The 26,735-nt window shown below is 71.2% G+C and carries 25 protein-coding genes; 11 read left to right on the plus strand and 14 right to left on the minus strand.

Translation table 11 applies throughout. The features are described from left to right. Positions 1 to 53: 53 nt before the first annotated feature. The 3 genes from OU416_RS15345 to OU416_RS15355 are packed head-to-tail and all read right to left on the minus strand — an operon-like array spanning position 54 to position 2,973. Positions 54 to 1,532: a site-specific integrase gene (locus tag OU416_RS15345; protein ID WP_270927632.1), complete on the minus strand. Its 1,479-nt coding sequence runs from the start codon at positions 1,530 to 1,532 to the stop codon at positions 54 to 56. Next, complete coding sequence (locus OU416_RS15350) at positions 1,532 to 1,855, minus strand: helix-turn-helix domain-containing protein (RefSeq protein WP_270927633.1); 324 nt, start codon at positions 1,853 to 1,855, stop codon at positions 1,532 to 1,534. The genes OU416_RS15345 and OU416_RS15350 overlap by 1 nt, the downstream gene beginning before the upstream one ends. Further along, on the minus strand, positions 1,852 to 2,973 hold the full coding sequence (locus tag OU416_RS15355; protein ID WP_270927634.1) for a tyrosine-type recombinase/integrase: 1,122 nt from the start codon (positions 2,971 to 2,973) through the stop codon (positions 1,852 to 1,854). Before OU416_RS15355 ends, OU416_RS15350 begins: the two co-directional genes overlap by 4 nt. 276 nt (positions 2,974 to 3,249) lie before the next feature. On the opposite strand from OU416_RS15355, the gene OU416_RS15360 reads away from it, so the two are divergent. Then, positions 3,250 to 3,435: a hypothetical protein gene (locus tag OU416_RS15360; RefSeq protein WP_270927635.1), complete on the plus strand. Its 186-nt coding sequence runs from the start codon at positions 3,250 to 3,252 to the stop codon at positions 3,433 to 3,435. A gap of 90 nt (positions 3,436 to 3,525) precedes the next feature. After that, on the plus strand, positions 3,526 to 5,661 hold the full coding sequence (locus OU416_RS15365; protein ID WP_270927636.1) for a hypothetical protein: 2,136 nt from the start codon (positions 3,526 to 3,528) through the stop codon (positions 5,659 to 5,661). 152 nt (positions 5,662 to 5,813) lie between these two features. Here OU416_RS15365 and OU416_RS15370 read toward each other — a convergent pair whose 3' ends face one another. Then, the gene (locus tag OU416_RS15370; RefSeq protein ID WP_270927637.1) at positions 5,814 to 6,794 is read right to left on the minus strand and encodes a TerC/Alx family metal homeostasis membrane protein; all 981 of its coding nucleotides are present in this window, start codon (positions 6,792 to 6,794) and stop codon (positions 5,814 to 5,816) included. Positions 6,795 to 6,959: 165 nt separating this feature from the next. Further along, on the minus strand, positions 6,960 to 8,147 hold the full coding sequence (locus OU416_RS15375) for an MFS transporter (protein ID WP_270927638.1): 1,188 nt from the start codon (positions 8,145 to 8,147) through the stop codon (positions 6,960 to 6,962). Between the two features lie 86 nt (positions 8,148 to 8,233). Between OU416_RS15375 and OU416_RS15380 the strand changes: the two genes are divergently transcribed. Continuing rightward, positions 8,234 to 8,677, plus strand: coding sequence for a winged helix-turn-helix transcriptional regulator (locus OU416_RS15380; RefSeq protein WP_270927639.1), 444 nt, complete (start codon positions 8,234 to 8,236; stop codon positions 8,675 to 8,677). 130 nt (positions 8,678 to 8,807) lie between these two features. Here the strand turns inward: OU416_RS15380 and OU416_RS15385 are convergent, their stop codons facing one another. After that, on the minus strand, positions 8,808 to 9,671 hold the full coding sequence (locus OU416_RS15385) for a class I SAM-dependent methyltransferase (protein WP_270927640.1): 864 nt from the start codon (positions 9,669 to 9,671) through the stop codon (positions 8,808 to 8,810). 156 nt (positions 9,672 to 9,827) lie between these two features. Beyond that, complete coding sequence (locus OU416_RS15390; protein WP_270927641.1) at positions 9,828 to 12,818, minus strand: alpha-mannosidase; 2,991 nt, start codon at positions 12,816 to 12,818, stop codon at positions 9,828 to 9,830. Between the two features lie 153 nt (positions 12,819 to 12,971). Between OU416_RS15390 and OU416_RS15395 the strand changes: the two genes are divergently transcribed. The 3 genes from OU416_RS15395 (at position 12,972) to OU416_RS15405 (ending at position 15,647) form a co-directional block, all read left to right on the plus strand. Next, positions 12,972 to 13,232, plus strand: coding sequence for a Prokaryotic metallothionein (locus OU416_RS15395; RefSeq protein ID WP_270927642.1), 261 nt, complete (start codon positions 12,972 to 12,974; stop codon positions 13,230 to 13,232). Between the two features lie 703 nt (positions 13,233 to 13,935). Further along, positions 13,936 to 14,748, plus strand: coding sequence for a putative protein N(5)-glutamine methyltransferase (locus OU416_RS15400; protein WP_270927643.1), 813 nt, complete (start codon positions 13,936 to 13,938; stop codon positions 14,746 to 14,748). A gap of 44 nt (positions 14,749 to 14,792) precedes the next feature. Then, positions 14,793 to 15,647 (plus strand): NAD(P)H-binding protein, encoded by an 855-nt coding sequence (locus tag OU416_RS15405; protein ID WP_270927644.1) that lies wholly within the window; start codon positions 14,793 to 14,795, stop codon positions 15,645 to 15,647. Between the two features lie 119 nt (positions 15,648 to 15,766). Here the strand turns inward: OU416_RS15405 and OU416_RS15410 are convergent, their stop codons facing one another. From OU416_RS15410 to OU416_RS15420, 3 genes are all read right to left on the minus strand, one after another. Then, the gene (locus tag OU416_RS15410; RefSeq protein WP_270927645.1) at positions 15,767 to 16,903 is read right to left on the minus strand and encodes a hypothetical protein; all 1,137 of its coding nucleotides are present in this window, start codon (positions 16,901 to 16,903) and stop codon (positions 15,767 to 15,769) included. Between the two features lie 83 nt (positions 16,904 to 16,986). Further along, positions 16,987 to 18,225, minus strand: a complete 1,239-nt coding sequence (locus OU416_RS15415; RefSeq protein WP_270927646.1) for an MFS transporter — start codon at positions 18,223 to 18,225, stop codon at positions 16,987 to 16,989. Further along, positions 18,222 to 18,701, minus strand: a complete 480-nt coding sequence (locus OU416_RS15420; RefSeq protein WP_270927647.1) for a MarR family winged helix-turn-helix transcriptional regulator — start codon at positions 18,699 to 18,701, stop codon at positions 18,222 to 18,224. Before OU416_RS15420 ends, OU416_RS15415 begins: the two co-directional genes overlap by 4 nt. Before the next feature lie 137 nt (positions 18,702 to 18,838). Here OU416_RS15420 and OU416_RS15425 point away from each other — a divergent pair, with 137 nt between their 5' ends. Then, positions 18,839 to 19,270 (plus strand): Rrf2 family transcriptional regulator, encoded by a 432-nt coding sequence (locus OU416_RS15425; RefSeq protein ID WP_270927648.1) that lies wholly within the window; start codon positions 18,839 to 18,841, stop codon positions 19,268 to 19,270. Positions 19,271 to 19,357: 87 nt separating this feature from the next. Beyond that, positions 19,358 to 20,101, plus strand: coding sequence for an SDR family NAD(P)-dependent oxidoreductase (locus OU416_RS15430; RefSeq protein ID WP_270927649.1), 744 nt, complete (start codon positions 19,358 to 19,360; stop codon positions 20,099 to 20,101). 18 nt (positions 20,102 to 20,119) lie between these two features. Here OU416_RS15430 and OU416_RS15435 read toward each other — a convergent pair whose 3' ends face one another. From OU416_RS15435 to OU416_RS15450, 4 genes are all read right to left on the minus strand, one after another. Then, positions 20,120 to 21,163, minus strand: coding sequence for an HD domain-containing protein (locus OU416_RS15435; RefSeq protein ID WP_270927650.1), 1,044 nt, complete (start codon positions 21,161 to 21,163; stop codon positions 20,120 to 20,122). A 51-nt stretch (positions 21,164 to 21,214) separates the two neighbouring features. Then, entirely contained in the window at positions 21,215 to 22,477 is a 1,263-nt protein-coding gene (locus tag OU416_RS15440; RefSeq protein WP_270927651.1) for a carboxylesterase family protein, read from the minus strand. Positions 22,478 to 22,568: 91 nt separating this feature from the next. After that, positions 22,569 to 23,096 (minus strand): gamma carbonic anhydrase family protein, encoded by a 528-nt coding sequence (locus OU416_RS15445; protein ID WP_270927652.1) that lies wholly within the window; start codon positions 23,094 to 23,096, stop codon positions 22,569 to 22,571. Further along, positions 23,093 to 23,893, minus strand: a complete 801-nt coding sequence (locus OU416_RS15450) for a GntR family transcriptional regulator (RefSeq protein ID WP_270927653.1) — start codon at positions 23,891 to 23,893, stop codon at positions 23,093 to 23,095. The genes OU416_RS15445 and OU416_RS15450 overlap by 4 nt, the downstream gene beginning before the upstream one ends. A gap of 112 nt (positions 23,894 to 24,005) precedes the next feature. Between OU416_RS15450 and OU416_RS15455 the strand changes: the two genes are divergently transcribed. The 3 genes from OU416_RS15455 to OU416_RS15465 are packed head-to-tail and all read left to right on the plus strand — an operon-like array spanning position 24,006 to position 26,731. Further along, entirely contained in the window at positions 24,006 to 25,223 is a 1,218-nt protein-coding gene (locus OU416_RS15455) for a CaiB/BaiF CoA transferase family protein (RefSeq protein WP_270927654.1), read from the plus strand. Positions 25,224 to 25,274: 51 nt separating this feature from the next. Further along, entirely contained in the window at positions 25,275 to 26,252 is a 978-nt protein-coding gene (locus OU416_RS15460) for a tripartite tricarboxylate transporter substrate binding protein (protein WP_270927655.1), read from the plus strand. Continuing rightward, positions 26,249 to 26,731: a tripartite tricarboxylate transporter TctB family protein gene (locus OU416_RS15465; protein WP_270927656.1), complete on the plus strand. Its 483-nt coding sequence runs from the start codon at positions 26,249 to 26,251 to the stop codon at positions 26,729 to 26,731. Before OU416_RS15460 ends, OU416_RS15465 begins: the two co-directional genes overlap by 4 nt. Positions 26,732 to 26,735: the final 4 nt, after the last annotated feature.

Raw genomic sequence — 26,735 nt, forward strand, 5'->3', positions numbered from 1 at the left:
GTGAGCTCTTGTGATCGAACGGCCTGTATTCGACGTGATGGGCCGGGGTGCAGTCACTGATCGTGGTCGCCGGGGGCGTAGCGGTTCCAGTTGCCTCCGGCCTCGACCAGGACGCGGGTGGTGTGCTTGTCGTGGAAGCCGAGCATCCGGGCGACGACCGGAGCTGGGGCTTGCAGGACGAGTTGACGAAGCGCGGAGGTGCGCCCGGCCTGGACGGGAATTCCGTGGCGGTGCAGGGCTTCGCCGAGGCTGCGGTGCTGTAGCGGCTGGCCTGCGCGTCGGCCTGGGAACAGCCAGGTGGATTCCTTGTTCGGCCCGGAGAACGCGGCGCGTTCGGCCAGCAGCGCGCGGAGAATGCCGGCCAACGGACCGGGTGCGGGCGTGGGCGGGTCGCCGATGCGGAGAAGCACCTCGTTGTCGCTGGTGATCACGTCGTGGATGGTCATCTGGACGACGCGGCTGAGCGGCTGGGCATAGAGCAGCACGAGCAGTCCAGCGGTGCGTTCCCGCAGCGGGATCGTCTGGTCGGCGATGAGTCGGCGAATCAGCGCGAGTCGCTGATGCTGGGCCATCGGTGTGGGGTTGGTCGTCGTCTTCCAAGCCCAGGTCAGCTTGGGCATCGCCCCGGAGCGCATGGCCCAGCGCAGGAACGCCTGCGCTGGCCGGCGGGTCGCGTAGTGCTCGGAGTGCCAGGCGTCCAGGGCGGCCTGCGTGCAGTGTTCGAGGCTGATGTCGTGGTCGGCCAGCCAGGCCAGGAAGTCGGCGGCGCGGTTGATTCGCTGGCGGGATTCGTTAGTGGTCGTGGAGCGAAGAGGTCCGTCATCGGCTTTCCGCCGCAACCGCCGTAGCTCGTTCCAGGTGGCGAAGCGGTGGACGAGCTGGGCGTGTTCGGGAGGTTCGATGTCGGCCAGGCGCCCGGCGAGCCAGCGCTCGAACAGCATGAGCTGCTTGTCCAGGCGCGGCAGGACACCGTGGTGCATCAGCAGTTCCCGGACGAAGGAGACGACCCGCCAGTCCGGATGCGCTGCCAGTGCGGCGTGGGTGAGGGGAAGTTCGCCGCGGGCCAGCGCTGAGAGCAGGGCTGACCCGCGGGAGGTAGCGAGCCAGGACAGTTCTCGTTTCGGTGCGGTGGTGGCCAAAACGCCGTCGAGCAGCGGAACGAGGTCAGGGTGAACGTGCCCGGTGCCGTCATCCAGGGCCTGGGTGAGTTTGTCGGCGAGGGTGCAGCGCTCGCAGAGACGCCCGCCGAGCAGGCAGCCCTCAAACCCGCAGCGGTCGCAGAAGAAGTCGCGGGTGATGGCCGCGCAGTCACGGCAGACCGGGACATCCTGACCTGCTTGTCGGCGGCCCGGTAGCAGGCGGTGGGTGCCGCAGTCGGGGCAGGAACCCCAGGTGTGGACGGCGTGATCGAAGCAGGTTCGGCAGATCGGGCCTTCCCAGTTCGCGGCCTTGGCCGCCCGCCGTCCGCAGCGTGCGCAGTCCCGGAGGTGCCAGCGCTCGAACTGTTCCCTGGTCGTGTAGGACGGGCTCATCACCGGGGGCGCAGGCGGGCGCGCTTGGGGGTGATCGCCGCCGGGTCGATCACGGCGTCGTCGGTGGCTGTCTTGCGGCCGGTGGCGTTCTCGGCCTTGGTCGCGATCAGCTCTGCCGGGGTGCATTCGAAGATGTCGCAGAGCGCGGCGAGCACGGCCAGCGACAACCGTTCCGGCGTGCCGGTGGCCAGCCGGTGCACCTGCGATACCGACAGCTCGATGCCTCGTTCGCGCAGGAGGGGAACGAGTTCGGTGGTGGAGAACATGCCGTGCCCGGCCATGAGTTCCCGCAGCCGCCATTGGTAGCTGACCTGGCGTTTCATCGTGTCCTCCGGTTCGGGTCGAGGGCCGCGCCGAGGGTGTCGTCCAGGGCGCGGCGCAGGGTGCGGGTGCGGAAATCCGAGGACACGCACGTGTAGATCGAGGTCGTCGAGGCATGTTCGTGCCCGACCTGCTGCTGAACGAAGAACGGATCCCATCCGGCCTCGATCAGGTGCGTGACGTAGGAGCGGCGCAGCGAGTGGAAATCCAGCCCAGGATCCAGGCCCAGCGCGTCGCGGTAGAGCGCGAACCGCGCGTCGAGCTGGCTCAACGCGATCCGCTCGGCCCTCTCCGAGGGCCAAAGCGCCGGGCTGTCGGCGCGGCCGAACGCCGGGCGCACGTGGATGATCCATTGCTCCAGGATCTCTGGTGTCCAGTCCCAGACCGTCAGCACGCTGCGTCGTTTCGGCGGTGAGCCCTTCTTGGCCTTGCCGTGCCGCACGTAGAGCACGCCGTAGTCGCCGAACTCGGGAGCGTGCGGGTTGCGGCCGAGATCGGCCAGGTCGAGCATCCGAACTTCGTTGCGACGCAGGCCAAAGGAGTAGGCGACCTTGAACAGGGTGGCGTCCCGGAACGCCGGTAACCAGCCCTTGCGTCCGGCGACCCGCACTCGCGCGACCTGCTCGTCGGCGTAGTCGAAGAACAGCTCCAGCTCGTCGAGGGTGAACGCGCGCTTCGCCGGGTCGGCCTCGCTGTCCTGGACGTGCACCGCGGTGTTCCACTCGTGGCAGACCTGCACCGGGTGTGTGCCGAAACGCTGCTCGCACTCCGCCGGCCACTGGTAGGCCGGGTCGGTGACGTAGTGGCAGAACCCTCGCAGCGCCTCCTGGTAGGCGCGCACGGTCGACCGTTTTAACCGGCGCACCGCCCGCAGATCGCTGAACCACTCGTCGGCCAGTTGCGGGGTCCACCACCACGGGAACACATCCGCGTGCCGGGCGAACGCCCGTACCGCCTTCTCCCGGCCGTCGATCGTGGACAGCGCCAGGTTCCGCGCCAGCTGCTGATTGCGCCAGCCCTCCAGCATCGCGGAGAACACCTGCTCCTCCGGGTGCAGCAAGGCCACCCCGTCGGCCAGATGCAGCCGGGCGACACCCGGAACCCGCCCGCCCTCGACCACTCGACACCACGCTCCGTAGATCGCATTAGATGCGAGATCATCGCATCTAATGCGATCGGAGCTGCATTCGGGCTGATCACGCCCCCTCGGAGCGGTGGCGCTACCATCGCCCGGTGGCCAGCCCAGTTGGGTTCGACGCCTCGAACACCAAGGATCCACCCCAGCTCACAGGCCGTATCTGGCCATGAGGACGAGCCGATTCGCGCGGCGACCTGAAATCGCATCCGTTGCAATACAAGCCATTTGGAACATCGGGACGGTGGACAGCGCTAAGCCGTGACCTGCTGGGGCGCCTACACCTTCTGCGTGCTGGAGCGGTTCCACCGGTGCATGCGGCGCCGGGACATCTTCGTGGAGGTGCTCGCCGAGCTCGTTCCGCACGATGCCGACCAGAGCGGCGGGTTCGGGTGGGGCTACAACGGCGGCGGCATGAGCCGGGCCCGCACCTCCCTCCGGGGGTGATCGGGTTCCCTCCGGCTGGTGATCAGAAAATGCGGAGACATGATCGGGCGCGCTCTGCCAGCATGAGGCGATGATCTTGTAGGAGGTGTCGTGAGCGACGACGGCGAGAAGTTCCGCCTCGGCGAGTTCAGTGCCCGGCTCAAAAGCGACGACATCGACGTCGTCTGCCGGGCTCTGGATGACTACCAATCAGCAGAGGCGGACACCAGGTGGGGTGTGGACAACCCCTATCGACCGCTGGACGACGATGTGCTCTTCGCTGCCCGGGACCTCCTCAGGCGGCCGCGGTCCGGCCATAGCCACGACAGCGCTCTCACGATAATGCGGCACCTCGCGGAAGCGCAGGACGCTGATCTGATCGCCGACGCCCTCGAGCACCCCGAGTACGCCGCGGGGTCGACAGGCTTCGACGCGGCCGGCACTGCCCTCGCGGCCGGCGAGGAGCCGAACCCGCGGCTGCTGACGCTGATCATCGCCAAAGTGCTGGACGAGAGTCTTGACGTGCGCGAACGCAAGGAAGCCATGCACTCCCTGGACGATCTCGATCTACCAGAGGTCGAGGACCTCCTCGTCCGCCTCACCGAGTCGCCCGATCTGGAACTCCAGGTGTTCGCGGTGGGCTGCCTCGCGACGTCTCTGCGGCTCCGCGTCCACCGCGACCGCGTCAAGCGGCTTGTCGAGTCTTGGCCCGAGGATGTGGGCCCGACGGTCCATCCGACGGTTCAATGGATACGCGAAGCGCTCGAAGGCTTCCACAGCATCTACTGGAAAGACACCGATCTGGACGATCCGGTACTCCGAAAGGCTCATGAGGAGCTGAGGTTCCCGCTCAGCGACGAGGGATGCCTCAAAGCATTCGCCACCCTGCTCCGCAGCGAGGACCCGGTAGCCGTGGGAATCGCGCTCGACCACCACGAGTCCTGGAAAGGGCTGCGCCGCGTCCTGGAGGACGAGGAACGTGCCAACGCATACCTGCCCGAGGTACTCGCCCGTGCCCGTGAGGTGCTCCGGCGGCCGATGTCGCCCGCCGAGGTGAGCGCTCTGAACATGATCGGGGCGCGCCACGCCGAGCCCGGCGACACCGACCTCGTGCTGGACGTTCTCCAGCGGACGGACTCGGACACGGTCCGAAAGGAGGCCATCTGGGTGGCCTACGGTGTGCTCGACGAGGCCGAGGAGAAGGACGAGAGGCTAATCGAAGCCCTGGGGGACCTGATCTTCGACCTGTCTCTCGGGGAGACAGCAATCCGCGTCCTAGCTGGCAGCCTCGGTGCGGGGGCCGATGACATCCTCCTCCGGGCACTCCATGAGGGCGAGCCGAGGGTCCAGGCCCACGCATCCTATTTCCTCGTTCGCACGGGAGGCATGGAGCGCCACCGCGCCATCCTGGAGGAGGTCGCCGAGAGCTGGGACGACTGGCCTCCCCAGCGTGCCATGGGCGAGGACCTCGATGAGCTGATCTTCGGCAAGCCGCACAGCGTTCACTGGGAAGGACACCGACTGGCGGACCCGGAGCTGCATCGCGCCCACAAGAGGCTGCGGGCTCCCGGGATGGACGAGTCGTATCACCAGGCGCTTCGCACGCTGCTCGAAAGCGACGACCAGGCGGCCGTGGGCATCGCCGTCGACCACTGGTGGAGCCCGGACGGCGCCAAGAAGCGGGGCGGCGAGCAAGCGCGTGAACCGGAGAGGGCACTCGTCCTGGACCGCATCCGTGACATGCTGCGGGAGCCGTCCTCGCCGGCCGAGCTCAGCCGCGAGTACGGACCTGAGGCCAAGCTCCTCACCGCGTTGGCGGCTCTCCGCGTCGCGGCGGAGCCGTCGCTCGTGGCGGAGGTCGTGGAGAACGCCGCGAACGACCTGATCCGCTCCGAGGCTCTCGACGCTGCGGAAGTGGTGTTCCAGGACGCGGAGGAGGCCGACCCTCGGGTCGTCGAGGCGCTCGGGAACGTCGCCTGCGACGACTCCGTGCGGATGAACGACCGTGTCAGGGCCCTGAACATCCTGGACGAGTCGCCGGGCAACAATTCCGTTGACGCGCTCGTGCGTGCGACGCGCTGTCCGGAGGTGGAGGTCCAGGCGGCCGCCGCGTGGGCCCTGATGTGGGAAGGGATCATCGAGGACCATCGCGCCATGCTTGAGGCGCTGAGCGCGGAGTGGCCCGTCGAAGACGCCCCGTGGGAGGCGCAACGGGTTCGCGAGATGCTCGACGCGGCTAAGGAGTGAGCCAGGCCGCGCGTGTGTGCAGGTGACGTCGGCGCGGGAAGCTCGTGGTGAGGCTCGCCGCCTTGAGATACTTGTCGCGCGCGGCGCCGTGGTGGCCCGTCACTCCCAGCAGGTGGTCGCGGACGGCGTGGAGCTGGTGGCGGGTGTGGTGGTCATGGTGGGTTGGTGGGTTCTGGCCGGGTTTTTCGGCGGGTGTGCAGGCTGGTGGCCGTGACGGTGGCCAGTACCAGCACGATGACGGCCAGGGACAGCGTGGTGGGGATCTGCGGGAGTGCGGGCCAGATGTCGTGGGCCCAGTGCAGGACGAGCTTGGCGCCGATGAAGGCCAGGATGATGGCCAGTCCGTGGCTGAGGTGTTCGAGCTGGGTGAGCGTGGTGTGCAGGACGAAGTAGAGGGCGCGCAGGCCGAGCAGGGCGAAGGCGTTGGTGGTGAAGACGAGGTAGGGGTCGTCGGTGACGCCGTAGACGGCGGGGACGGAGTCCACGGCGAAGACGATGTCGGTGGCGAAGACGGCGACCACGACGACGGCGAGCGGGGTGAGGGCTGTCCGTCCGCTGTCGCGGACTACGAGGTGGGTGCCGCGGTAGTCCTCGGTGATGGGCATGAGGCGGCGCAGCAGCCGCACGGAGCGCAGGTCGGAGACGTCGTGGTCGAATCCGGTGCCGGTGATGGCCTCGTGGAGGATCTTCCCTGCGGTGATCAGCAGTACGGCGCCGAAGAGCAGGAAGGCCCAGGTTCCGGTGTGCAGGAGGGCGGCTCCGGCGGCGATGAACACGCCGCGCAGGACCAGTGCGCCGACGATGCCGTAGAGCAGGACGCGTTGCTGGAGTTCGGGTGGGACGGCGAAGCCCGCTAGCAGGAGCATGAAGACGAACAGGTTGTCCACCGACAGGGATTTCTCGACGACGAAGCCGGTGATGAACTCCAGGGCGTGCTGGCCGCTGAAGGTGGTCCACAGCAGCAGTCCGAACAGCAGGGGCAGGGTGAGGTAGAAGGTCGTCCAGCCGATGGCTTCGCGCAGGCGGACTTCGTGCGGGTGGCGGGTGACGAGGAAGTCGGTGGTCAGCAGGGCGAGCAGGGCGGCGATGCTGATGGCCCACAGCCAGGGGGTGCCGATGGAGGTGGTGGGCACGGGGTCTCCTCGAACTGGTCGGTTCGAGGTCTCCTTCGCCCGCGGTGGGCGGCCTGCCGGGAACACCTGCCGGGGTTGTTCGTCCTGACCGGTCGGGCCTTTGGTGAAGTACTCCCCTCTTGGCCGAGTATCGGCCAAGAGGGGCTGGGTGCAAGCCGGGTGGGTTCAGCGGGTGCTCGCCGGTTCGGCCGGGGTGTTGCGGGTGGGCAGGTGGCGGTCGATCGCCCAGGTGGCGAGGGCGCAGCAGGCGAAGGCGGCTCCGAGCAGGCTGGATCCGGCCCAGCCGGTGGAGGCGAAGACGAGCGTGGTGGTGGCTGCGCCGAGGGCGGAGCCGAGTGAGTAGAAGAGCATGTAGCCGCCGATGGTGCTGCTGGTGCGGTCCGGGTTCGCTGCGGTGAGCAGGTGCTGGTTGCTGACGTGGGCGGCTTGGACGGCGAAGTCGAGGAGGAGCACTCCGCCTGCCAGCAGCCACAGCGACCACGGCAGCTGTGCGATGGCTGTCCAGGAGGCGAGGAGCAGGGCCAGTGCCAGGCCGGTGACCGGTGTCGCTCGTCCTGAGTCCGCCCACCGTCCGGCGCGGGCGGCGCCGAGCGCGCCGGCGAGCCCGGCGATGCCGAACAGTCCGATCTGGGCTTCTCCGAGGTGCCACGGTGCGGCGGCCAGGGGTAGGGCCATGCCGCTCCACAGGGTTGCGAAGGAGGCGAAGAGGAACAGCGCGATGAGTCCGCGGGTGAGCAGCAGGCGTTGCTGGAGCAGTCCGCCCAGCGATGCGATGACCTGTCGGTAGGTTGCCGGGTTTTCGGTGCGCTGGTCGGCGGGCAGCGCGGCGGGGACGAGGGCTGCGAGGCCGAGTGCGAGCGCGGCGAGGACGAGGTAGACGCTTCGCCAGCCCCACACTTCGGCGAGTGTGCCGGCGAGGATTCGTCCGCCGAGGATGCCCACGACCACGCCGGTGGTCACGCCTCCGATGTTCTTGCCGCGCTCGTCTGGTGCGGAGATCGATGCGGCGTAGGCGACGGTGGTTTGCACGACGACTGCGAACAGCCCGGCCACTGCCAGGCCGGTGAGTGCTGCCCAGGTGTTCGGGGCGGTGGCGGTCAGGAGGGTGCCGGTCGCGGTCAGTGCGAGGTGTGCGGTGATGAGCCGTCGTCGGTCGGCCACATCGCCCAGCGGTACCAGCAGCAGGAGGCCGGCGAGGTAGCCGATCTGGCCGGTGGCCACGAGCCATCCGGTGAGGTCGGCGGGGATGCCGAGGTCGCGGCTCATCGGTTCCAGCACTGGTTGTGCGGTGTAGATGCTGGCCACTGCTACGCCGCAGATCGTCGCGAGCAGCAGTCGTCGCCACGCGTTCATCGCGCGAGCTCCAATCAGTAGCATTTTGCAACTGTTCGGAGGCTAGGGCACAATGGTTTCAATACGCAACTCTTCTTGGGGGTGTGATGACCTCTCCGGACCCGGCCTGGACCGACCCCGACTGCCCGGTCGCCCGCACGCTCGACCTCGTCGGCGACCGGTGGAGCCTGCTGGTGATCCGCGACGCGATGGACGGGGCGCGCTCGTTCACCGAGTTCCAGCGCCGCACCGGCATCGCCCGCAACATCCTCACCGACCGGCTCCGCAAGCTCACCGCCCACGGGCTGCTCGCCCAGCGCACCGCACCCTCGGGCCGGCGCCAGGAGTACGCGCTCACCGACGCCGGACGCGACCTGTTCCCCGTCGTGGTCACCCTGCGCCAGTGGGGAGAACGCCACGCCTTCGCCCCGGACGAAGCCCACTCCACCCTCCTGGACCGCAACGGCGCCCTCGTGCCCGAGCTGCTGCCCACCGCCGCCGACGGCACCGTCCTGGACGTCGACAGCACCCAGGTGCACAAGCTCCGGTAGCCGGGAGGAACAGCCGTTGCGCCGGCCCGCTGGCAATAGGTCGTCGAAAGTCCTTCAGTCGCTGCCGAACGGCTCAGCGCTGCCCCGCCGACTGCCTTCCTCGTGACAGAGGTGGCGCGGCGGGCAATCCTCAGCGGCTCGCGCGCAGTATGCGGATCGCGCGCAGCGCGCTGGGCGGTTCGCCCGCGAACTCCGCGGATCCGTCGAGGTAGCCGGCGATGAGGTCGGGAGCGGAGTGATCTTCGACGCCGGTGAACCCCAGGGCGTGCAGTCGTGCTGCGATGTCGTCGGACGCGAAGTAGCTGAACACGGGTTCGCCGGCGCCTGCCAGCCGGTCGGCACGCGTCCGCTGGTGCGCACGGTCCTCGGCGGTGGCCGCTGGCTGCAGGTAGTCGAAGACCACCTCGACCGGCTGGGCTTGCCCAGCGATGTATTCGAGGGTGGCGTGGGCGGCGTTCGGGGTCAGGTAGAACACGACGCCGAGCCACACGAACACGGCCGGGTCCGTCCGCGTGAACCCGGCGGATTCCAATCCCGCTGACAGCGTTTGGGTTTCGAAGTCGACCGGCACGAAGGTCAGCGTCTCGGGGCGGTCGATCCCGGCCGCAGCAAGGCGTTCGCGTTTCCACGCTTGGGTGGCGGGGTGGTCGACCTCGAAGACGCGCACGTCCGGGCGCGGAGTGCGATAGGCGAAGGTGTCCAGTCCCGCGCCGAGGATCACGACCTGCCGCGCACCAGCGGCGATGGCCGCGGTCGCGGTGTCCTCGGCGAAGCGGGCGCGGGCGGCGAAGAACAGGCGGCGGGGCCGGGCGCTGGCCCCGGCACCGAGGAGATCGGTCGTGGGCGTGCCGAGTTCTGCCAGTTCCTCCGCGGTGACCCCGAGCAGACGTGCCGCCAGGGGGTCGGTGAAGATCGGTGGCCGGTCGGCGATCTGGTGGTAGGCGCGGGCGTAGGCGGTGATGAGCGCTGTCCGGCTGGGTCCGCCGTTCTCCATGTTCGAGAACCTACTCGCGAACGGGGCGCGGGCTCTGTGAACTCACTCACGCCCGCTCCGCGAAGGAGCACGCGAGCACGAGGCGCAGCGGTCGGTCCAGGCACCGCCGCCGCGCGCTCCTCCCCTGCCGTGCCGGGTTTTCCGCCGAGGTCGGTCTCAGGTGGTGCGGGTGAAGCGCAGGGTGCGGATCTCGAAGGGGCGCAGGCGGATGTCGAGGGCGTCGGTGGTGGCGTCGGGTTCGGCCAGCGGCCGCTCCAGCAGATCGGTGCGGGTGACGGCGGTGGCCGGGAAGGAGATCGTCAGCCGTGCGTGGGCGCGGCCGCCTCGGGATTCGTACAGGCGCACGACCAGGTCGCCGCTGCGGTCGTCGGCGAGCTTGACGGCTTCGACGACCACCGCGTCGTTGTCGACGGTGATCAGCGGTGCCACGGTGCGCGAGCCTTGGGTGGTGCGTTCGGGCAGGTTGAGCTGGTAGCCCTCGCGGACGGCGTCGCCGATGTCGGCGCCGACGAGCAGGGCGTAGCGCAGCCGGTGGCGGCCGTGGTCGGTGTCGGGGTCGGGGAAGCGCGGGGCGCGCAGCAGCGAGAGCCGCACGGTGGTGGTGGTGCCTTCGGAGCCGCTGTCGCGGGTGACGTCGTGGCCGTAGGTGGAGTCGTTGATCAGGGCGTGGCCGTAGCCGGGTTCACCGACGTGCAGGTAGCGGTGCGCGCAGATCTCGAACTTGGCGGCGTCCCAGGAGGTGTTGGTGTGGGTGGGGCGCATGACGTGGCCGAACTGGGTTTCGGCGGCGGAGCGGTCGGCGTGGACGTCCAGCGGGAAGGCGGCCTTGAGGATCTTCTCGGTCTCGTGCCAGTCGACGTCGGTGGTGATGTCGATGCGGCGGGCGTGCGCGGGCACGCTGATGCGCTGGTCGATGGTGGACTCGCCGACGCGGCGGCGGATGTGCACGGCGTGCTCGTCGAGGGTGATGTCCTCGGCGTCGGTGAGGTCGTGGACGTGGTGGCGGTAGAACCCGTCGAGGTCCCAGGCGTCCCAGGCGTTGGGGTGGTCGGGGTGCAGTTGCAGCAGGTTGGCGGGTGCGGCGAGCGCTTCGCGTTCGGCGGCGTGGTCGTAGACCGAGATCAGCAGGCCGCGCTGGTCGAGGGTGGCGCGCAGCAGCCCGTTGTCGATGGTGATGGTGCCGTCGGGGTGGCGGGTGGGGCTGGGCGGTGTGGTGTGCTCGCCGGTGGCCGCGCCCAGGGCGGGCACGCCGCCCCGGCCGTGGGGTGCGGCGTTGAAGGTGATCGGGTGCGCGGGCGGGCCGGCCAGGGCCTGCTGGGCCTGGGTGGTGATGGCCTCCAGTTCGCCTGCCACGTGCCGGTAGGTCTCCTGGGCTTCGCGGTGCACCCAGGCGATGGAGGAGCCGGGCAGGATGTCGTGGAACTGGTGCAGCAGCACCTGCTTCCACAGCCGGTCCAGGGCGTCGTAGGGGTAGTCGCGGCCGGTGGCGATGGCGGCGGTGGCGCACCACAGCTCGGCTTCGCGCAGGAGGTGCTCGCTGCGGCGGTTGCCCTGCTTGGTCTTGGCCTGGGAGGTGTAGGTGCCGCGGTGGAACTCCAGGTAGAGCTCGCCGGACCACACGGCGGGGCCGGTGTGGTCGGCTTCGGCGGCGGTGAAGAACTCCGCGGGGGTGTCCAGGCTGACTCGCGGTGAGCCTTCCAGGTCTGCGGTGCGGGCGGCGCGGGCGAGCATCTCGCGGGTGGGGCCTCCCCCGCCGTCGCCGTGCCCGAAGGGCAGCAGCGAGCGGGTGGCGCGGCCGTGCTCGGCGAAGTTGCGCTGGGCGTGGGCGAGTTCGCTGCCGGTGATCTCGGCGTTGTAGGTGTCGGCGGGCGGGAAGTGGGTGAACACCCGGGTGCCGTCGATGCCCTCCCACCAGAAGGTGTGGTGCGGGAAGCGGTTGGTCTGGTTCCAGGAGATCTTCTGGGTGAGGAACCAGCGGGAGCCGGAGGCGGCGATGAGCTGCGGCAGCGCGGCGGAGTAGCCGAAGGAGTCGGGCAGCCACACCTCGCGGGTCTCGATGCCGTACTCCTCCAGGTAGAAGCGCTTGCCGTGGATGAGCTGGCGGGCCAGGGCCTCGCCGCCGGGCATGTTGGTGTCGGATTCCACCCACATGCCGCCGACCGGCACGAACTGCCCGGTGTGGATGAAGGTGCGCACCCGGTCGTGCAGCTGCGGGTGGTGCTGCTTGATCCACGCCAGCTGCTGGGCCTGCGACATCGCGAAGTGGAAGTCGGGGTGGGTGGCCATCAGCGTGGTGACGTTGGCGGTGGTGCGGGCGACCTTGCGGACGGTTTCGCGCAGCGGCCACAGCCAGGCGGAGTCGATGTGGGCGTGGCCGACGGCGGAGAGGGTGTGGGCGCTGGCGTGGGCGGGCCGGGCCAGGACGTCGGCGAGCTCGGCGCGGGCGGCGGGTGCGGTGGTGGCGACGTCGTGCAGGTCGAGGCGGTCGAGCATGCGTTCCAGGGCGCGCAGGATCTCGTGGCGGCGGGGCGAGTCGGTGGGCAGTTCCCGCATCAGCTCGTCGAGGACTTCGGTGTCCTGGACGAGGTTCCAGACGTCTTCGTCGAGGACGGCGGCCTCGGCGCGGCGCAGCACGTACAGCGGCGGGCCGGGTTCGGCGGGGCGTTCGCCGAGTTCGGTGGGCTGGAAGCCGTTGGGGCCCAGGATGATGGGGTTGGCGGCGGCTTCGACGTAGAAGGTGCGGGTCTTGCCCGCGCTGTTGCGGCCCAGCGGCAGGTAGGTGTTGCGGGGGTGCAGGCCTTTGACCGGGGTTCCGTCGGGGGTGTGGGCGAGTCCTTCGCACTGGAATCCGGGGCGGTCGTCGTCGAAGCCGAGGTCGATGAGGACTTCGGCGGTGCGGCCGTCCCACTGCTCGGGGACGGTGGCGGTGATGCGGAACCAGCTGGTGCCCCACGCCGGGCCCCAGGGCTGGCCGACGGTGGTGGGCGTGTAGTCGGCGCGCAGGGCTTCGGTGACGGGCACGGGTTCGCCGGGGACGTGCCAGACGGCGATGTCGCAGGCGGCGGTGTGGCTGTGCTGGGCGGGGCGCAGTCGTTCGGCCAGGACGCGGTCGAGGCGTTGTTCGACGATGTGGCGGTCGTCGTGCATGGCTGCTCCCGGAGGGCTCGCGGGGTGTGACGGTGATCATGTTGGCACACCGGCAGGCGTGGTGGCACCGCCTCGGGCGGGCGCGGTTGCCGAGGTGGCCGCGGGCTCGCATGCTGCCGGTGCCAGAGGCGATTCCCACCGGGAGGCGACGTCATGGGGACCTGTGAAGTCTGCGGCAACGACTACTGGATGACCTTCGAAGTGCGCACCACCGGCGGCGGGGTGCACACCTTCGACAGCTTCGAGTGCGCCGCGCAGCGGCTGGCGCCGGTGTGCGAGCACTGCGGGTGCCGGATTCTCGGGCACGGGGTGGAGGCCAGCGGCCGGTTCTTCTGCTGCGCGCACTGCGCGCGCCACTCGGACGTGGCGGTGGCCGCTGAGCTGCGCGATGCGGTGGGTGCGCATCCGGGGTGATGACGCGGCGTCCGCACGACCCACTCCGATACCCCCTGCCGGGGGACGGGCAACCCATCCGAATCTTCGTTATCGTTCCGTTATGTAGTGGGTGAAACATCGGGACTACCTGCAACGACATGGCGGGTGAGACGGCCGTTGGCGGTCCGGTTCACGTCGGTTGTCGGGAACCGGAGTTGACAACCGGCGACGAGTCGTCGATTCACCCTCTCGGAGTAGTGGAGGACGCCCCGATGGCAGGTCTGGTTCGTTGGCTGGGCAGCATGGCGCGCGAGATGGAGCGGGCCCGCACCGTGATGCGGCACCCGCACACGAGCGTGCACCAGCGCAACGCGCGGGTCTGAACACCCGCTGTCCGCCCGGTGCGCCGGTGCGGGCTTGAGGCAGCAGGCTGGCGGCACTCGCCGCGAGCGCAATACCGGGGCACCAGAACGACAACCGGGGCCTGTTGCCAGGACTTGCAAAGCCCGGGGTCGTGACCAGCTGGTCACGACCCCGGTGCTGTTTTCCGCGCCCGGCGCCCGGTGCGGGCGGGCGCGGTTGCTACTGTCCTCCAGGACCGCGGGAGACGAAGGAGGTGAGACCCATTTCCGCTGTGGCAGAACGGGTGCTCCCCTCCGGCCGCGACCGCTGGTGATCGCGCTGGAGCGCCCGACCGGATCTTCGAAAGGCGCTCACGATTTCTTCGTCGACTTCTCCTGATGTGGTGGCCGAACTGCGTTCGGCCGGTTGCGTTTTCGCCGAGGAGGAAACCGCGCTGCTGCACCGAGCAGCCGGCGATCAGGCCGAGCTGGCCGAGCTGGTGGCCCGCCGCGTCGCCGGGCTTCCGCTGGAGCAGGTGCTGGGCTGGGCCGAGTTCTGCGGGCTGCGCATCTCGATGGCTCCCGGCGTGTTCGTGCCCCGTCGCCGCACCGAATTCCTCGCCGAGCAGGCCATCGCGCTGACCGCTCCCCGCTCGGTGGTGGTGGAACTGTGCTGCGGAGCGGCTGCGGTGGCCGCCGCGGTGGCCACCGCGTGCCCTCAGGCCGAACTGCACGCCGCCGACATCGACCCGGCCGCGGTGGCCTGCGCCGCGGCCAACCTGCCCGCCACGGCCGGGGTCACCGAAGGTGACCTGTACGAGGCGCTGCCGGTGGGGCTGCGGGGCCGCATCGACGTCCTGGTGGCCAACGCCCCCTACGTGCCCACCGGCGAGGTCGGCCTGATGCCACCGGAAGCCCGGCTGCACGAACCGGCGATCGCGCTCGACGGCGGCACCGACGGTCTGGCCATCCAGCGCCGCGTGGCCCAGCAAGCACCGCACTGGCTGGCCCCCGGCGGCGTGGTGCTGATCGAGACCAGCCGCGGCCAAGCCCCGCGCACGGCCGAGATCCTCGCCGCAGCGGGCCTGCTCCCCCGCGTCCTGCACTGCGACGAGCGCGAGGCCACCGTCGTGGCCGCCGCCGCGCCGACCGGTCACCCGCGTCCTCAGTGGACCGACCGGTCGGGCGTCGGGCCGTCCCGGGAGAACCTCTGAAATTAGGTTAGCCTTGCCAACATTCTCTCGATAGTGTGTTGGTCGTGAACAACATTCTGGTGATGGGCGCGACCGGGAAGGTCGGCCGTCATGTGGTCGCTCGGCTGCGGGAGCTGGGGCGACCCGTGCGGGCGGTCTCCCGGTCCAGCCCTGCCCGCTTCGACTGGGCGGACCGTTCCACCTGGCAACCAGCCCTGGCCGAGGTGGACACGGTCTACCTCAACGTGTGGGGCGTGGTCGGTGTGGTGGATCCGGCGGAGTTCACCGCACTGGCGGTGCGGTCGGGAGTCCGCCGGATCGTGGCGCTGTCCGGGCGGGGTGACGACGGCGAGAACTACCTGCTGGACACCCCGTACGGGCCTTGGGCGCAGGCCGTGGCCGACGGTGAGCGCGCTGCCCGCGACAGCGGCGTGGAATGGACGATCGTGCGGCCGTGCTGGTTCGCGCAGACCTTCGAGGAGGACCCCAAGCTCTCCGAGGTGCGCGACGGCGAGGTGGCGATACCCGTCGGCGAGGGCACGGTGCCGTTCGTGGATGCCACCGACATCGCCGCGGTGGCGGTCGCCGCGCTCACCGAGGACGGCCACCAGCACCAGGTCTACGAACTGTCCGGGCCGAGGGCGATGACCTTCGCCGAGGCGGTGGCCGAGATCGCCAGGGCGACCGGCCGGGAGATCAAGCACCTGCCGGTGGGGATGTCCGAGTACGTGCAGCGCCTGATCGATCGGGGCTACGACCGGGACTCGGCGGAAATGCAGGCGGGCCCGTTCCAGTGGCTGCACCGCGGGAAGACCGGTTTCCTCAGCGACGGGGTGCTGCGAGCCACTGGGCGAGAACCGAGGGATTTCGCCGACTACGCCCAGCGGACGGCGGCTACCGGCGTGTGGTCGGCATGGTGATCCGCACGAGATCCCGCATCACCCACGGGCCTCGAGCTGTTCTCTGGTGATCGGCCCGGCGCGGCCGGAGCAGCGCTCGTGCACTACCCCGCCGCCGGAGTCATCGGTGGACCGACCGGTCAGGAGCCGAGCCAACCCGTGCCTGCGACGACCTCCTCGGCGGCCTGCTGCGCGGTGCGGGTGCTGGTGTCCACGCGCAGGTCGCCCAGCCCTGCGCGCTCGAGCACCTCGGCCTGCGCGGCGGCGGCTTCGGCGACCTGGCGCAGGTGCGCGGCCGGGCGTCCGATCAGCGGGTCGCCCGGTTGCGGCCAGCCGTTGCCCTGCCCGCGCAGCATGATCCGGTGTGCCAGCTGATCGGCTCCGGCGTGCAGCCTGCACACCGTGAACACGGCCCCTGACAGAGCTTCGAAGTAGATCTCGACCGCCGCGGTGTCCTCGGCCGGGCCGGTGATGACCAAGCGGCGGGCACCGGCGGCGTGGTAGTTCTCCCACAGAGCGGCGAGGTTGGCGGCTTTGAGCCGGTGATCGCCGGGCGGGCCGCAGAAGGCGAGCTGGTCGAGGTCGACGTAGGCCGCGGTGTGCCCGGCGTGCAGGGTCTGCTGGTAGACCGCGAAGCCCGTGGCCGATTTGCCCACCCCAGCGGCGCCGCACAACCACAGCACCGCCCCGTCCGCAGAGGTCGTGCGCTGGGGTGCTCGCCCCTGCCGGGGCGCCGGGTCGCCGGGCCAGTGCCCGCACTGCTGCCTGACCAGCTCGGCCGTCTCGCCGATGGTGCGACTGGTGGTGTCCACGCACACCTCGGCGATGGCACCGGCGTCGAGGGCGTCGGCTTCCCGCAAAACCTCGGTCACCGGGGCGCTCTGGCCCTGGCGGGCCCGGAAGCGCTGGGCGAGCTCGCCGTGGTCGGCGCGCAGCCGGCACACGCTCAGCCGCGCCTGCGGGATCTCCTCGGCCGCCACACCGCGCGCGGCGTCGACGACACCGGAGACGATCACGCACTGGGCGCCCGCGGTCTGGTGGTGGGCCACCACCGCCCGCAGGTTGGCGGTCTTCATCCGGTACCGCCCGGGATCGCCGGTGGGCTCGGGGAAGCACATGCCCAGCTGGTCGATGTCGGCGAAACCGGCATCGATGCCCTCCCCGATGAGCCGTTCGCGGATCGCCCAGGCCACCGAGGTCTTGCCGACCCCCGGCGGACCGCACACCCACAGCACGGGGATCTGCGCGTGGTCGGTGATGTCCGGGGTGGGGGTCACGGGTGGAATGTTCTCGCGCGCACCATGTCGTGTCGAACGGTTTTCCCGCGCCGGGTCCGGGTTCTGGACGGGACTGCCTCTGCTCAGCTGTGCTGCTGGGGAGTGTCGAAGCGGCGCAGCCCGGTGTTGGTCAGCGCCAGCCACGCGATGCCCGCCGCGCACAGCAGGCCGCCGGTGCACGCGGCGATGGCGGCCGTGGTCGCCTCGGCGACCAGCCCGGCGCGGAAGTTTCCCAGCTCGGGGCCGCCGGCGCCGACGATGTGCTCCACTGCGCTGACCCGGCCGCGGTGGGAGTCGGGGGTGGCCAGCTGCACGATCGCCGCGCGGGTGATCACCGAGGTGGTGTCGGCGGCCCCGGCGATGGCCAGGCAGCACAGCGCCTGCCACGGTTCGGAGGACAGTCCGAGCCCGGCCAGCGCCAGCCCCCACACCGCGGCGGAGCTCAGCAGGACCACGCCGGGGCGCGCGGCGCGGGTGAGGGCGCCGGATGCCGCGCCCGCGGTGATGCCGCCGACGGCCAGGGCGGTGAACAGCAGTCCCAGGGTGCGCGGGTCACCACCGAAGCGCTCCTCGTTGATCAGCGGGAACAGGCCGATGGGCATCGCCAGCAGGGTGGCCAGCGCGTCGGTGAGCAGCGCGCCGCGCAGCACGGGGCTGGCGGCGATGAAGCGCCAGCCGTGCCAGATCGCGCGCGCTCCGGGTCGGCCGGTCTGCCCGTCGGGCCGCATCGAGGGCAGGCGCGCCACCCCGTAGAGCACGGCGGTGAAGCCCGCGGCGTCGAGCAGGTAGCAGGTGCTGACTCCCCACTGCGCGACCAGCACTCCGGCCAGGGCCGGGCCCAGCAGCATCGCGACCTGGAAGTTGAGGTTGAGCAGCGCCACGCCCGCGCGGACCAGGTCGGCGGGCAGCAGGCGGGGTACGAAGGTGCGGCGGGCCGGTGCGCCCAGCCCGCTGCCCGCGGCGTTGAGGGCCACCAGCGCCAGCAGCACCCACTGCGATCCGGCGCCTGCCAGGCCGTGCAGGGCCAGCAGCACCACCGCGCTCAGCTGCAGGGCGTTGGCCACCAGTGCCAGCGTGCGCCGGTCGACGGCGTCGGCGAGGGTGCCGCCGACGAGCCCGGTGATGACCATCGCCAGCGCCTGGCTGAGCCCGACCGCGCCCACCGCCACCGCGCTGCCGGTCAGCTGCCACATCTGGAACAGCACCGCGACGACGGTGAACTGCCCGCCCATCGACACCACGGCCCCGGTCCACCACAGGCGGCGGAAGTCGGTGCTGGTGCGCAGCGGCCGGGTGTCGAGCACCCGGTCGAGGCTGGTCACGACGGCGGGAGGTGGTCGGTGAGGCGGTCGCGGAAGCGGCGCCGCGCCAAGGCTTCCCGCAGGTCGGCGACCGCTCTGCTCAGCGCGTAGGGCGTTTCGGCGTCGAGTTCGCGCAGGGCCGCTTCGCTGGCGCGCCATTCGGCTTCCAGCAGCGGCAGGATCTGCCGGGCGCGATCGGTGAGGGTGATCTGGCGGGTGCGCGCGTCGGATCCGGTCGCGCTGCGCACGAGGTCGTCGCGGCGCAGCGCGGCGACGGTCTGGCTCATGGCCGAGTGGGTGACCTCCAGGGCGTCGGCGAGTTCGCGGATGGTCATGGCGCCGTGGTGGCCGAGCCGGATCAGCGGCCCGACGAACCGCGGTCGCACGTTGGTGATGCCGCGCTGGGCGTAGAACTGGTCGATCTCGTCGTCGAGGTCGGCCAGCAGGCGGCGCAGCGGTCGCCAGACGCTGGTCTCCTCGGTGGGGTCGTGCGTCACCCCTTCAAAGTAACAGCACTTGCACAAGTGCTGTTACTCTTTGATCCAGAACTTCTGGAGCCTCGCGGGGCTTGCCGCCCTTCGTTGTAACAACTAGTGTTACGACTGCGCGTGGAGGCGAGGGAGGTGGGTCCGGCGTGAGCGCCAACAGCAGGCTGACCGTTGCGGCGCACGCCCTGACGTGGATCGGGCTGTACCAGCGGCGCGGCCACGAGGTCGCCACCTCCGAGCAGATCGCGGGGAGCGTCAACACCAACCCGGTGGTGATCCGTCGGCTGCTGGCCGAGCTGCGCAAGGCCGGGCTGGTCGAGTCGCAGCGGGGCGCGGGGGCGGGCTGGATGCTCGCGCGGGACCTGGCGGCGATCACCCTGCTCGACGTCTACCGGGCGATCGAGCCGGGGCCGGTCTTCGCCCTGCACCGCTCGGCACCGAACCCCGAGTGCGTCGTGGGCCACGGCATCGGGCCGGCGATGACCGCCGTGTACGACGAGGTGGAGGCCGCTCTGCGCGGGCAGCTGGCCAAGACCACGCTGGAGGACGTGCTGCGGGACGTCCTGAAGGCCTCCTGACCCCGGATCGCCGGCTTCCCTTCGTCGAGGGAGGTCGCCTCCCGCACCCATTGATGTAACAAAAATAGTTACGACAAGGAGATTCTCATGGGACAGCTCGACGACAAGAGCGCTCTGGTCACCGGCGCCTCCAGCGGGATCGGGCTGGCGATCGCCCGCCGTTTCGCCGCCGAGGGCGCGACCGTCTACCTCACCGGCCGCCGCAAGACCGAGCTGGACGCCGCCGTCGCGCAGGTCGGCGCCCGCGGCATCGCCGTCCAGAGCGATGTCTCGGATCTCGGCGACCTCGACCGGCTCTTCGCCGAGATCGTGAACCGCAGCGGCCGCCTGGACGTCGTGGTCGCCAACGCCGGGGTCGGGGACTACAGCCCGCTCGGCGCGATCACCGAGGAGGAGTACGACCGCACCACCTCGATCAATCTCAAAGGCACCGTCTTCACCGTCCAGAAGGCATTACCGCTGCTGGCCGCCGGTTCCTCGGTCATGCTGCTCTCCTCCAGCGCAGCCCTGCGGGCCGCCCCGGGCCTGGGCGTCTACGCCGCCACCAAGGCCGCCATCCGCAGCCTCGCCCGCACCTGGGCCGCCGAGCTGGCCGACCGCGGAATCCGCGTCAACACCCTCACCCCCGGCGACGTGCAGACCCCGGGCGGAGACGAGCTCCGCGCCGCCTTCCCGCACGGCGATGCGGCTGAGCCCGCCCCGCTGACCCCGCTCGGCCGCATCGGCCGCCCCGACGAGGTCGCCGCCACCGCCCTCTACCTGGCCGGTGACCAAAGCACGTTCACCACCGGCGCGGAACTGCTCGTCGACGGCGGCGCCACACAGCTCTAGGCGCGAGCCACGGCTGCCTCAACACGTCCGGCCAGCCGTCGAGGTGCTGGTGAGTGCGGCTCCGGGCGGGGGCAGGATGCGGCAGCCCCAGGGCATCGCGGGCAGCTCGGCGAAGGCCGGGTGGGTGGCCGCCAGCGGGCGCCCCTCGACCAGCGGCATGTCGAGGTAGAGGCCGGCCACGGTGTAGGCGATGCCCTCGCCGTCGGCGGCGTCGAGTTCCCGGGTCGGCCAGGCCGGGTCGCGGCGCAGCGCGCGGGCCGCTGGGGCGGTGGCCGGATCGGTGAGCAGCAGCGCCCAGAACTCGTCGTCGGTCATGGCCGCGATCTCGCCGCGCCGCGCCGGGCAGGCATCAGCGAGCACAGCGGTGGCGAGGTGGCGCACCACGCCGCTGGGCACGGCGTTGACCGTCGAGCACAACCAGCGGGCTTCCCCGGCGACGAGCTCGGCGAGGTACTGGCCGGTGTCGGAATCGGTGCTCACCGCGCCGTCGACCACCTCCAGCCGCGCCAGGGTCTGCGGCGGTGGCTGCCGGGTCCGTCCGTGGGCGCGGCCGCTGCGCACCAGCGATTCGAGGTGGTCCAGCTTGAGCGCCCCCGAACCCCCGCGCAGAACCGAGGCGCGGCTGCCGGTGTCGACGGCGATCACCTCGTCGGGATCGACACCGTGCGCGGCCAGCACCCCGGCGAGCTCGCCGATGCGCTGCGCACCGAGCTGGTGGTGGTCCAGCCCGGCCACCCCTTCGAAGGTGTGGCTCAGCGGCAAGTGGCCCACGTCGTGCAGCAGCGCCGCGGCCCGGGCGGTGGCGTCGTCCGGGGCGAACCGCGCGGTCAAGGCCAGCAGCCCCAGCGAGTGCTCCAGCCGCGTGTAGGACTGGGTCACCGCGATCGATGCCGCACCGGCGTGGGCGACGAACCCGAGCCGGCGCACCCACCACGAGCGCAGCAGCTCCCGTTCCAGGTCGCTGAGCTCCACCGTCACCCGCCACAGCGGATCCCGGTACACCCCACCGGCGCCCAGCACGTCGGCCACCGCAGGCGCGACATCACCAGATGCAGAATCCATGATCCGACCGTAGCCCGATCTTCGCGGCCTCCCCCGGTGCGAGCACGTCGGTCAGGCGCGGTGGTGGTGCAGCACCCCGGGGATCTCGCCGTGGTCGGCAAGCGGGTGGCCGCGGGCGAACTCGGCCCACAGGTGGCGCAGCGCGGTGGCCGCGGTGGTGATCTCCGCCCAGGTGGCGCCTGCGACGAGTTCGGCGTGCCGCCAGGCCTTCTCGTCGCCGAACAGCAGCGGGAGGTCGATGGTGTGGGCGGCGCCGTTGGGGTTTCCCGGTGCTGCCCAGGTGATGACGTAGCGGTGCGCGCGGCCGCCCGCGCGGGCGTGGCGGCGGGCGAAGTGCTCGGCGGGCCGCCCGTAGACCTTGGTGGTGATCGCCTCGACGGCGCGGCCCAGGATCGCTTCGCCGAGGACGGGCACCGTCGTCAGCCGCTGCAGCGCGGGCACGGTGGCCAGGAACAGGCGCACTTCCTCGGCGGTGTGCCCGATGAGGACGTCGATGTCGCCTGCGACGGCGTCCCACGCGGCGGGCAGGTGCTCTTCCCGCGGCAGCGGGTGGTGGCCGTACTGGGTGCCGAAGGGCATCACCGCTTTGAGGCCGAAGCGCGCGGCGGCCCTGCCGGCGGCGGCTTGGCGGGCGACGACGGCGGTGGCGGGCATGTCGGGGGTGATGTCGCGGGTCGCCTCGGCCATGGCCCGGTTCATCTTCGCGCGGCCGCGGGAGATCCCCAGCGGTGCGCTCTGGATGATGGCCCGGTCGAACAGCCCGGTGGCGCCGGGGGTGGCCATCAGGTGCGCGACGGCGTCACCGCCCGCGGACTGCCCGAAGGCGGTGACGTTGGCGGGGTCGCCGCCGAAGGCGGCGATGTTGCGCCGCACCCAGCGCAGCGCCTCGATCTGGTCGAGCAGGCCCAGGTTGGCGGGCCTGCCGCGGCCGTCGCCGAGGTAGCCGAACAGCCCCAGGCGGTAGGTCACCGACACCACGACGAGGTTCTCCTGGGCCACCAGCGGTGCCGGGTCCATGATCGCCAGGTCACCGGCGCCGGAGGTGTAGGAGCCGCCGTGGATCCACACCATCACCGGCAGGTCGTCGCCGGGGCGGGCACCGGCGGGCAGGGTGACCGACAGGTGCTGGCAGTGCTCGTCCTGGCGGCGGCCGTCGGCGGTGGCGCCGAGGACGCGTTCGAGGAAGGCCACCGGGGCTTGCGGGCAGCCTGGCGACCACTCGGTGGCCGCCAGGGGTGTGCTCCAGTCCTCGACGGGGGCCGGGGCGGTGAAGCGGCGGGCCCGGGCGTAGGGGATGCCGGTGGCGCGCAGCACTTCTCCGTCGGCCCATCCGGTGATGGGCCCGCAGGCAGGTGCGAAGGTGGGCTGGGTGTTCAGGGCGATGTCCTCGTGCGGTGCGGGCGTGTCAGCTCAGGGCGTCGCGGTGCTTGGCGGCCAGCTGGGTGTAGTGCTCGGCGGAGAGCGCGAGGGCCTGCCGTTCCTCCTCGGTCAGCTCGCGGCGCACCTTGGCGGGGGTGCCCGCGACCATCGAGCCGGGTGGCACCTCGGTTCCTTCCAGCACCACCGCTCCGGCCGCCACCAGCGATCCGGCGCCGATGCGGGCGCCGTTGAGCACCACCGCGCCCATCCCGATCAGGCAGCCCCGCTGCACGGTGCAGCCGTGCAGGACCGCTTTGTGCCCGACGGTGACGCCCTCGGCGACCGCGGCGGGGAACCCGGGGTCGGCGTGCACCACGCAGCCGTCCTGGACGTTGCTGCCCGCGCCGATGCTGATGGTCTCCATGTCGCCGCGCAGCACCGCGTTGTACCAGACGCTGGATCCGGCGGCCAGGCTCACGCGTCCGATCAGCGCCGCGCCCGGCGCCACGAAGGCCTCCGGGTCGATCTGCGGGTCGATGCCGTCGACGGCGAGGGTGATGGGGCGCGTGCTCACTGGTCCTCCTGTGCTCGGCGCTGCTGGTGCAGCCACTGCAGCGATTCGTCGGTGTGTCCGTCCACTTTGGTCTCGATGCCGTCGAGGAAGGTGCGGTCGCCGTGCGCGGCGAGTTCGGCCAGCACCGCCGCGGGATCACCGGTGCCGATGATCTCCAGCAGCCGCCGGTGCCGCGCGACGTCCTCGGTCAGGCTCTCCCGATCCTGGCGGGCCTTGCGGTTGAGCGCCATGGACAGCATCAGCTGCAGCTGCAGCGACCGGTAGGCCTCCTCCAGCCGCTGGTGGCCGGACAGGCCGACCACCGAGACGTGGAAGTCGAAGGAGCACTCCAGGAAACCCGCCTGGTCGCCGGCGGTGGCCGCCTCGCTCATTTGCTGCAGCGCCTGCCGGCAGCGCCGCATCCGGGCCGCCTCGCGCACCGGTACGCCCAGCCGCACCGCCAGGGCCTCGAATTCCGCGCGCAGCGTGCAGATCTCGTAGATGTCGTGCAGCGTCAGCGGCGTCACGATGACGCCCTTGCGGGGGACCTGGCGCACCAGGCCTTCGCGTTCGAGCACCCGCAGCGCTTCGCGCAGCGGCGGGCGGCTGATGCCCAGCTCGTGGGTCAGCCGGTTCTCCACGATGCGCTGCCCGCACAGCAGCTCACCACCGATGATCATGCGGCGCAGGGTGGTGGCGGCCAGCTGCACCAGGCTGGGCGGGCCGACGATGCTGGGGGCGCGCGCCGCCGGGGTGTGGTCGACGGATCCGGTCACGGCCGGCGTGGTCTCCTCTCCGGTGCCGGGCGGCTGGTCCACCCGGGGCAACCTCGACGGGAAGAGCTTGTCAGCTCTGATCTGCCTGCTGTAGACAAAATACAGTGATGCCGATCACGGTGTCCGGTCTTTCCCGGATCTCCTGGAGCCGCGCATGAGCACCTCCCCCGCCTCCGGCCCGCTCCCGCTGCACGGCGTGCGCGTGCTGGAGATCGGCGCGTTCATGGCCGCGCCGTTCGCCACGATGCAACTGGCCGACCTCGGCGCCGACGTCGTCAAGGTGGAGAACCCCGCAGGTGGCGACCCGGTGCGCCAGACCGGGCCGTTCCTGGCCGGCCACAGCTCCCCCTTCCTGCGCCTGAACCGCAACAAGCGCTCGGTGGCGCTGGATCTCAAGGATCCCGAAGGGCGGCGGCTGCTGCAGCGGCTGCTCGACGACGCCGACGTGCTGGTGGAGAACCTGCGGCCCGGGGCGCTGGCCGCGCTGGGCCTGGGCCACGAACCGGTGCGGGCCCGCAATCCCCGCCTGGTCTACGTCTCGGCCTCCGGGTGGGGGCAGGACGGGCCGCTGGCCGCCCAGCCGGGGCTGGACATCATGGCCCAGGCCCGCGCCGGGCTGATGAGCATCACCGGCCACCCCGGCGGCCCGCCCACCAAGGTCGGCGTGCCGATGTGCGACCTGGTGTGCGGGCTCTACGCCGCGCTGGGCGCGGTGGCCGCGCTGCGGGCCCGCGAGCACACCGGGCAGGGCCAGCACGTCGACGTCTCGCTGCTGGAGGCCGGGGTGTCCTTCACGGTGTGGGAGGCGGGCGCCTACTTCGCCACCGGCGAGACCGGCCGCGCGCACGGCTCGGCCCACCAGAACAGCGCCCCCTACCAAGCGGTGCGCAGCCGAGACGGGTGGGTGACCGTCGGGGCGACCACCACCAAGACCTGGCCGGCGTTCTGCCACGCCCTGGGCCTGACCGGCCTGCTCGACGACGAGCGCTACGGCAGCTCCTACGACCGCTACCAGCACCGCGACAGCCTCATCCCCGCCATCGAGCACGCCACCGAGCAGCTGGGCACCGCCGAGATCGTCGAGAAGCTCACCGCGGCCGGGGTGCCGTGCGCGCCGATCTCCACCACCGATGAGGTGTTCACCGACGAGCACCTGGCGCAGCGGGACTTCTTCTGGGACTCCGCGCACCCCGAACTCGGGCCGGTGCGCCAGATCGGGTCCCCGGTGCGGTTGTCGGCGAGCACGCCGCGCCGCGAGCACGCCGGGCCCCCGCTGGGAGCCCACACCCGCGAAGTGCTCACCGAAGCGGGCCTGGCCACCGACGAGGTGACCCGGCTGCGTGACCGCGGGGTGCTCGCCACCGGCGAGTGATCACCGCCCGCACTGTCGGTTTTTCCCGCGACGCGAGCTCAAGGAGGAGCGATGCGCGCGTTGTCCTGCGGCCGCCGGGTGCTGGCCGCGTTGAGCACGGTGGTCCTGCTGGGTTCTTGCGCGCTCGGCGAGGGCGGGCAGGAGCAGACCGGGGCGCCGCGCCCGGTGGGGCCGGTGACGATGGTGGTGCCCTTCGCCGCCGGCGGCGGCAGCGACATCTCCGGGCGGGCGGTGGCCGACGGGCTGGCCGCGGCGCGGCCGGGTCTGCGCGTCGACGTCGACAACCGGGAGGGCGGGCAGGGCGCGGTCGGCTACTCCTACCTGCTGTCCAAGGCGGGGTCGCCGAACTACCTGCTGGCCACCGAGACCTCGCTGCTGTCGCTGCCGCTGAGCGTGGAGGTGGCCTTCTCCCACCGCAGCTTCACCCCGGTGATGAAGCTCGGCGAGGACTACACGCTGCTGGTGGCGCTGCCGGGATCGCCGATCACCAGCTGCGCCGATGCCGTCGCCCAGAGCCGCCACCGGCGGGTGCTGGCCGGGATCTCCGGTGCGGTGGGCCCGGACGCGGTGGTGTTCTCCGAGCTGCAGCGCCGCTCGGGCGCCGATTTCGACACCGTGCCCTACGAGGGCGGTGGGGAGACGATGGCCGCGGTGCTGGGCGGGCAGGTCGAGCTGGCCTCGCTCAACCCCAGCGAGGTGATGGGCCAGCTGCGGGCGGGCGAGCTCAAAGCGCTGTGCGTCTTCGCCGAGCAGCGCTACGACTACCCGCAGCTGGCGGGGATACCGACCTCGCTGGAGCAGGGCATTCCGGTGTCCTTCGCCCAGTTCCGGGGTGTGATCGCCCCTGGCGGGCTGTCACCGGAGGCCACCGCTTACTGGATCGACGCCGCCCGCGCTTTCGCCGGATCACCGGCCTACCGCGACTACATCGCCTCGGAGTTCCTGCAGCCGCAGGTGGCCTTCGGTGCGGAGTTCGCCGCCTACCTCGCCGAGGCCGAGACGACTCTGGCCCAGGTGGTGCGGCGGTGAGCGGGCGGCGGGCGCAGGTGGTGCTGTTCGCTTCGCTGGCGCTGCTGGGCGGGGGTTTCGCCGTCACCGCCCCGGCTTACGGGGTGCTGCTGGAGGAGTCGCGCATCGGGCCGGGGTTCCTGCCGCTGGTGGCCGGGCTGGGGCTGGCGCTGTTCTCGGTGCTGCTGCTGGCCGAGCAGCTGCGCGCGCCCCAGCCCGCACCGCCGCAGCGCGGGACCGACGATTTCGGGCGCAGCCCGGCGCAGCGGATGCGGATCCTGCGGCGGGTGTTCGTGCTGCTGCCGGTGACGGTGGCGCTGGTGCCGCTGCTGGGCATGGTGGTGGCCTTCGGGCTGCTGGTGCTGGTGATCTCCACCTGGCTGGAAGGGCGGCGGCTGCTTCCTGCGCTGGGGCTCAGCGCGGGCGCGGCGGTGGTGCTGCACGGGGTGTTCGCGGTGGTGCTGCAGGTGCCGCTGCCGACCGGGGTGTTCGGGTTCTAGGCGG

The sequence above is a fragment of the Saccharopolyspora indica genome, assembly GCF_027853965.1.
In the GTDB taxonomy this organism is placed as follows: Bacteria; Actinomycetota; Actinomycetes; order Mycobacteriales; family Pseudonocardiaceae; genus Saccharopolyspora; species Saccharopolyspora indica.

Excerpts from the sequence above, each read along its gene's own strand:
- OU416_RS15345 (WP_270927632.1), bottom strand. The coding sequence starts at position 1,532 with ATGAGCCCGTCCTACACGACCAGGGAACAGTTCGAGCGCTGGCACCTC.
- OU416_RS15350 (WP_270927633.1), bottom strand. The coding sequence starts at position 1,855 with ATGAAACGCCAGGTCAGCTACCAATGGCGGCTGCGGGAACTCATGGCC.
- OU416_RS15375 (WP_270927638.1), bottom strand. The coding sequence starts at position 8,147 with ATGAACGCGTGGCGACGACTGCTGCTCGCGACGATCTGCGGCGTAGCA.
- OU416_RS15380 (WP_270927639.1), top strand. The coding sequence starts at position 8,234 with ATGACCTCTCCGGACCCGGCCTGGACCGACCCCGACTGCCCGGTCGCC.
- OU416_RS15385 (WP_270927640.1), bottom strand. The coding sequence starts at position 9,671 with ATGGAGAACGGCGGACCCAGCCGGACAGCGCTCATCACCGCCTACGCC.
- OU416_RS15390 (WP_270927641.1), bottom strand. The coding sequence starts at position 12,818 with ATGCACGACGACCGCCACATCGTCGAACAACGCCTCGACCGCGTCCTG.
- OU416_RS15395 (WP_270927642.1), top strand. The coding sequence starts at position 12,972 with ATGGGGACCTGTGAAGTCTGCGGCAACGACTACTGGATGACCTTCGAA.
- OU416_RS15430 (WP_270927649.1), top strand. The coding sequence starts at position 19,358 with ATGGGACAGCTCGACGACAAGAGCGCTCTGGTCACCGGCGCCTCCAGC.
- OU416_RS15435 (WP_270927650.1), bottom strand. The coding sequence starts at position 21,163 with ATGGATTCTGCATCTGGTGATGTCGCGCCTGCGGTGGCCGACGTGCTG.
- OU416_RS15455 (WP_270927654.1), top strand. The coding sequence starts at position 24,006 with ATGAGCACCTCCCCCGCCTCCGGCCCGCTCCCGCTGCACGGCGTGCGC.
- OU416_RS15460 (WP_270927655.1), top strand. The coding sequence starts at position 25,275 with ATGCGCGCGTTGTCCTGCGGCCGCCGGGTGCTGGCCGCGTTGAGCACG.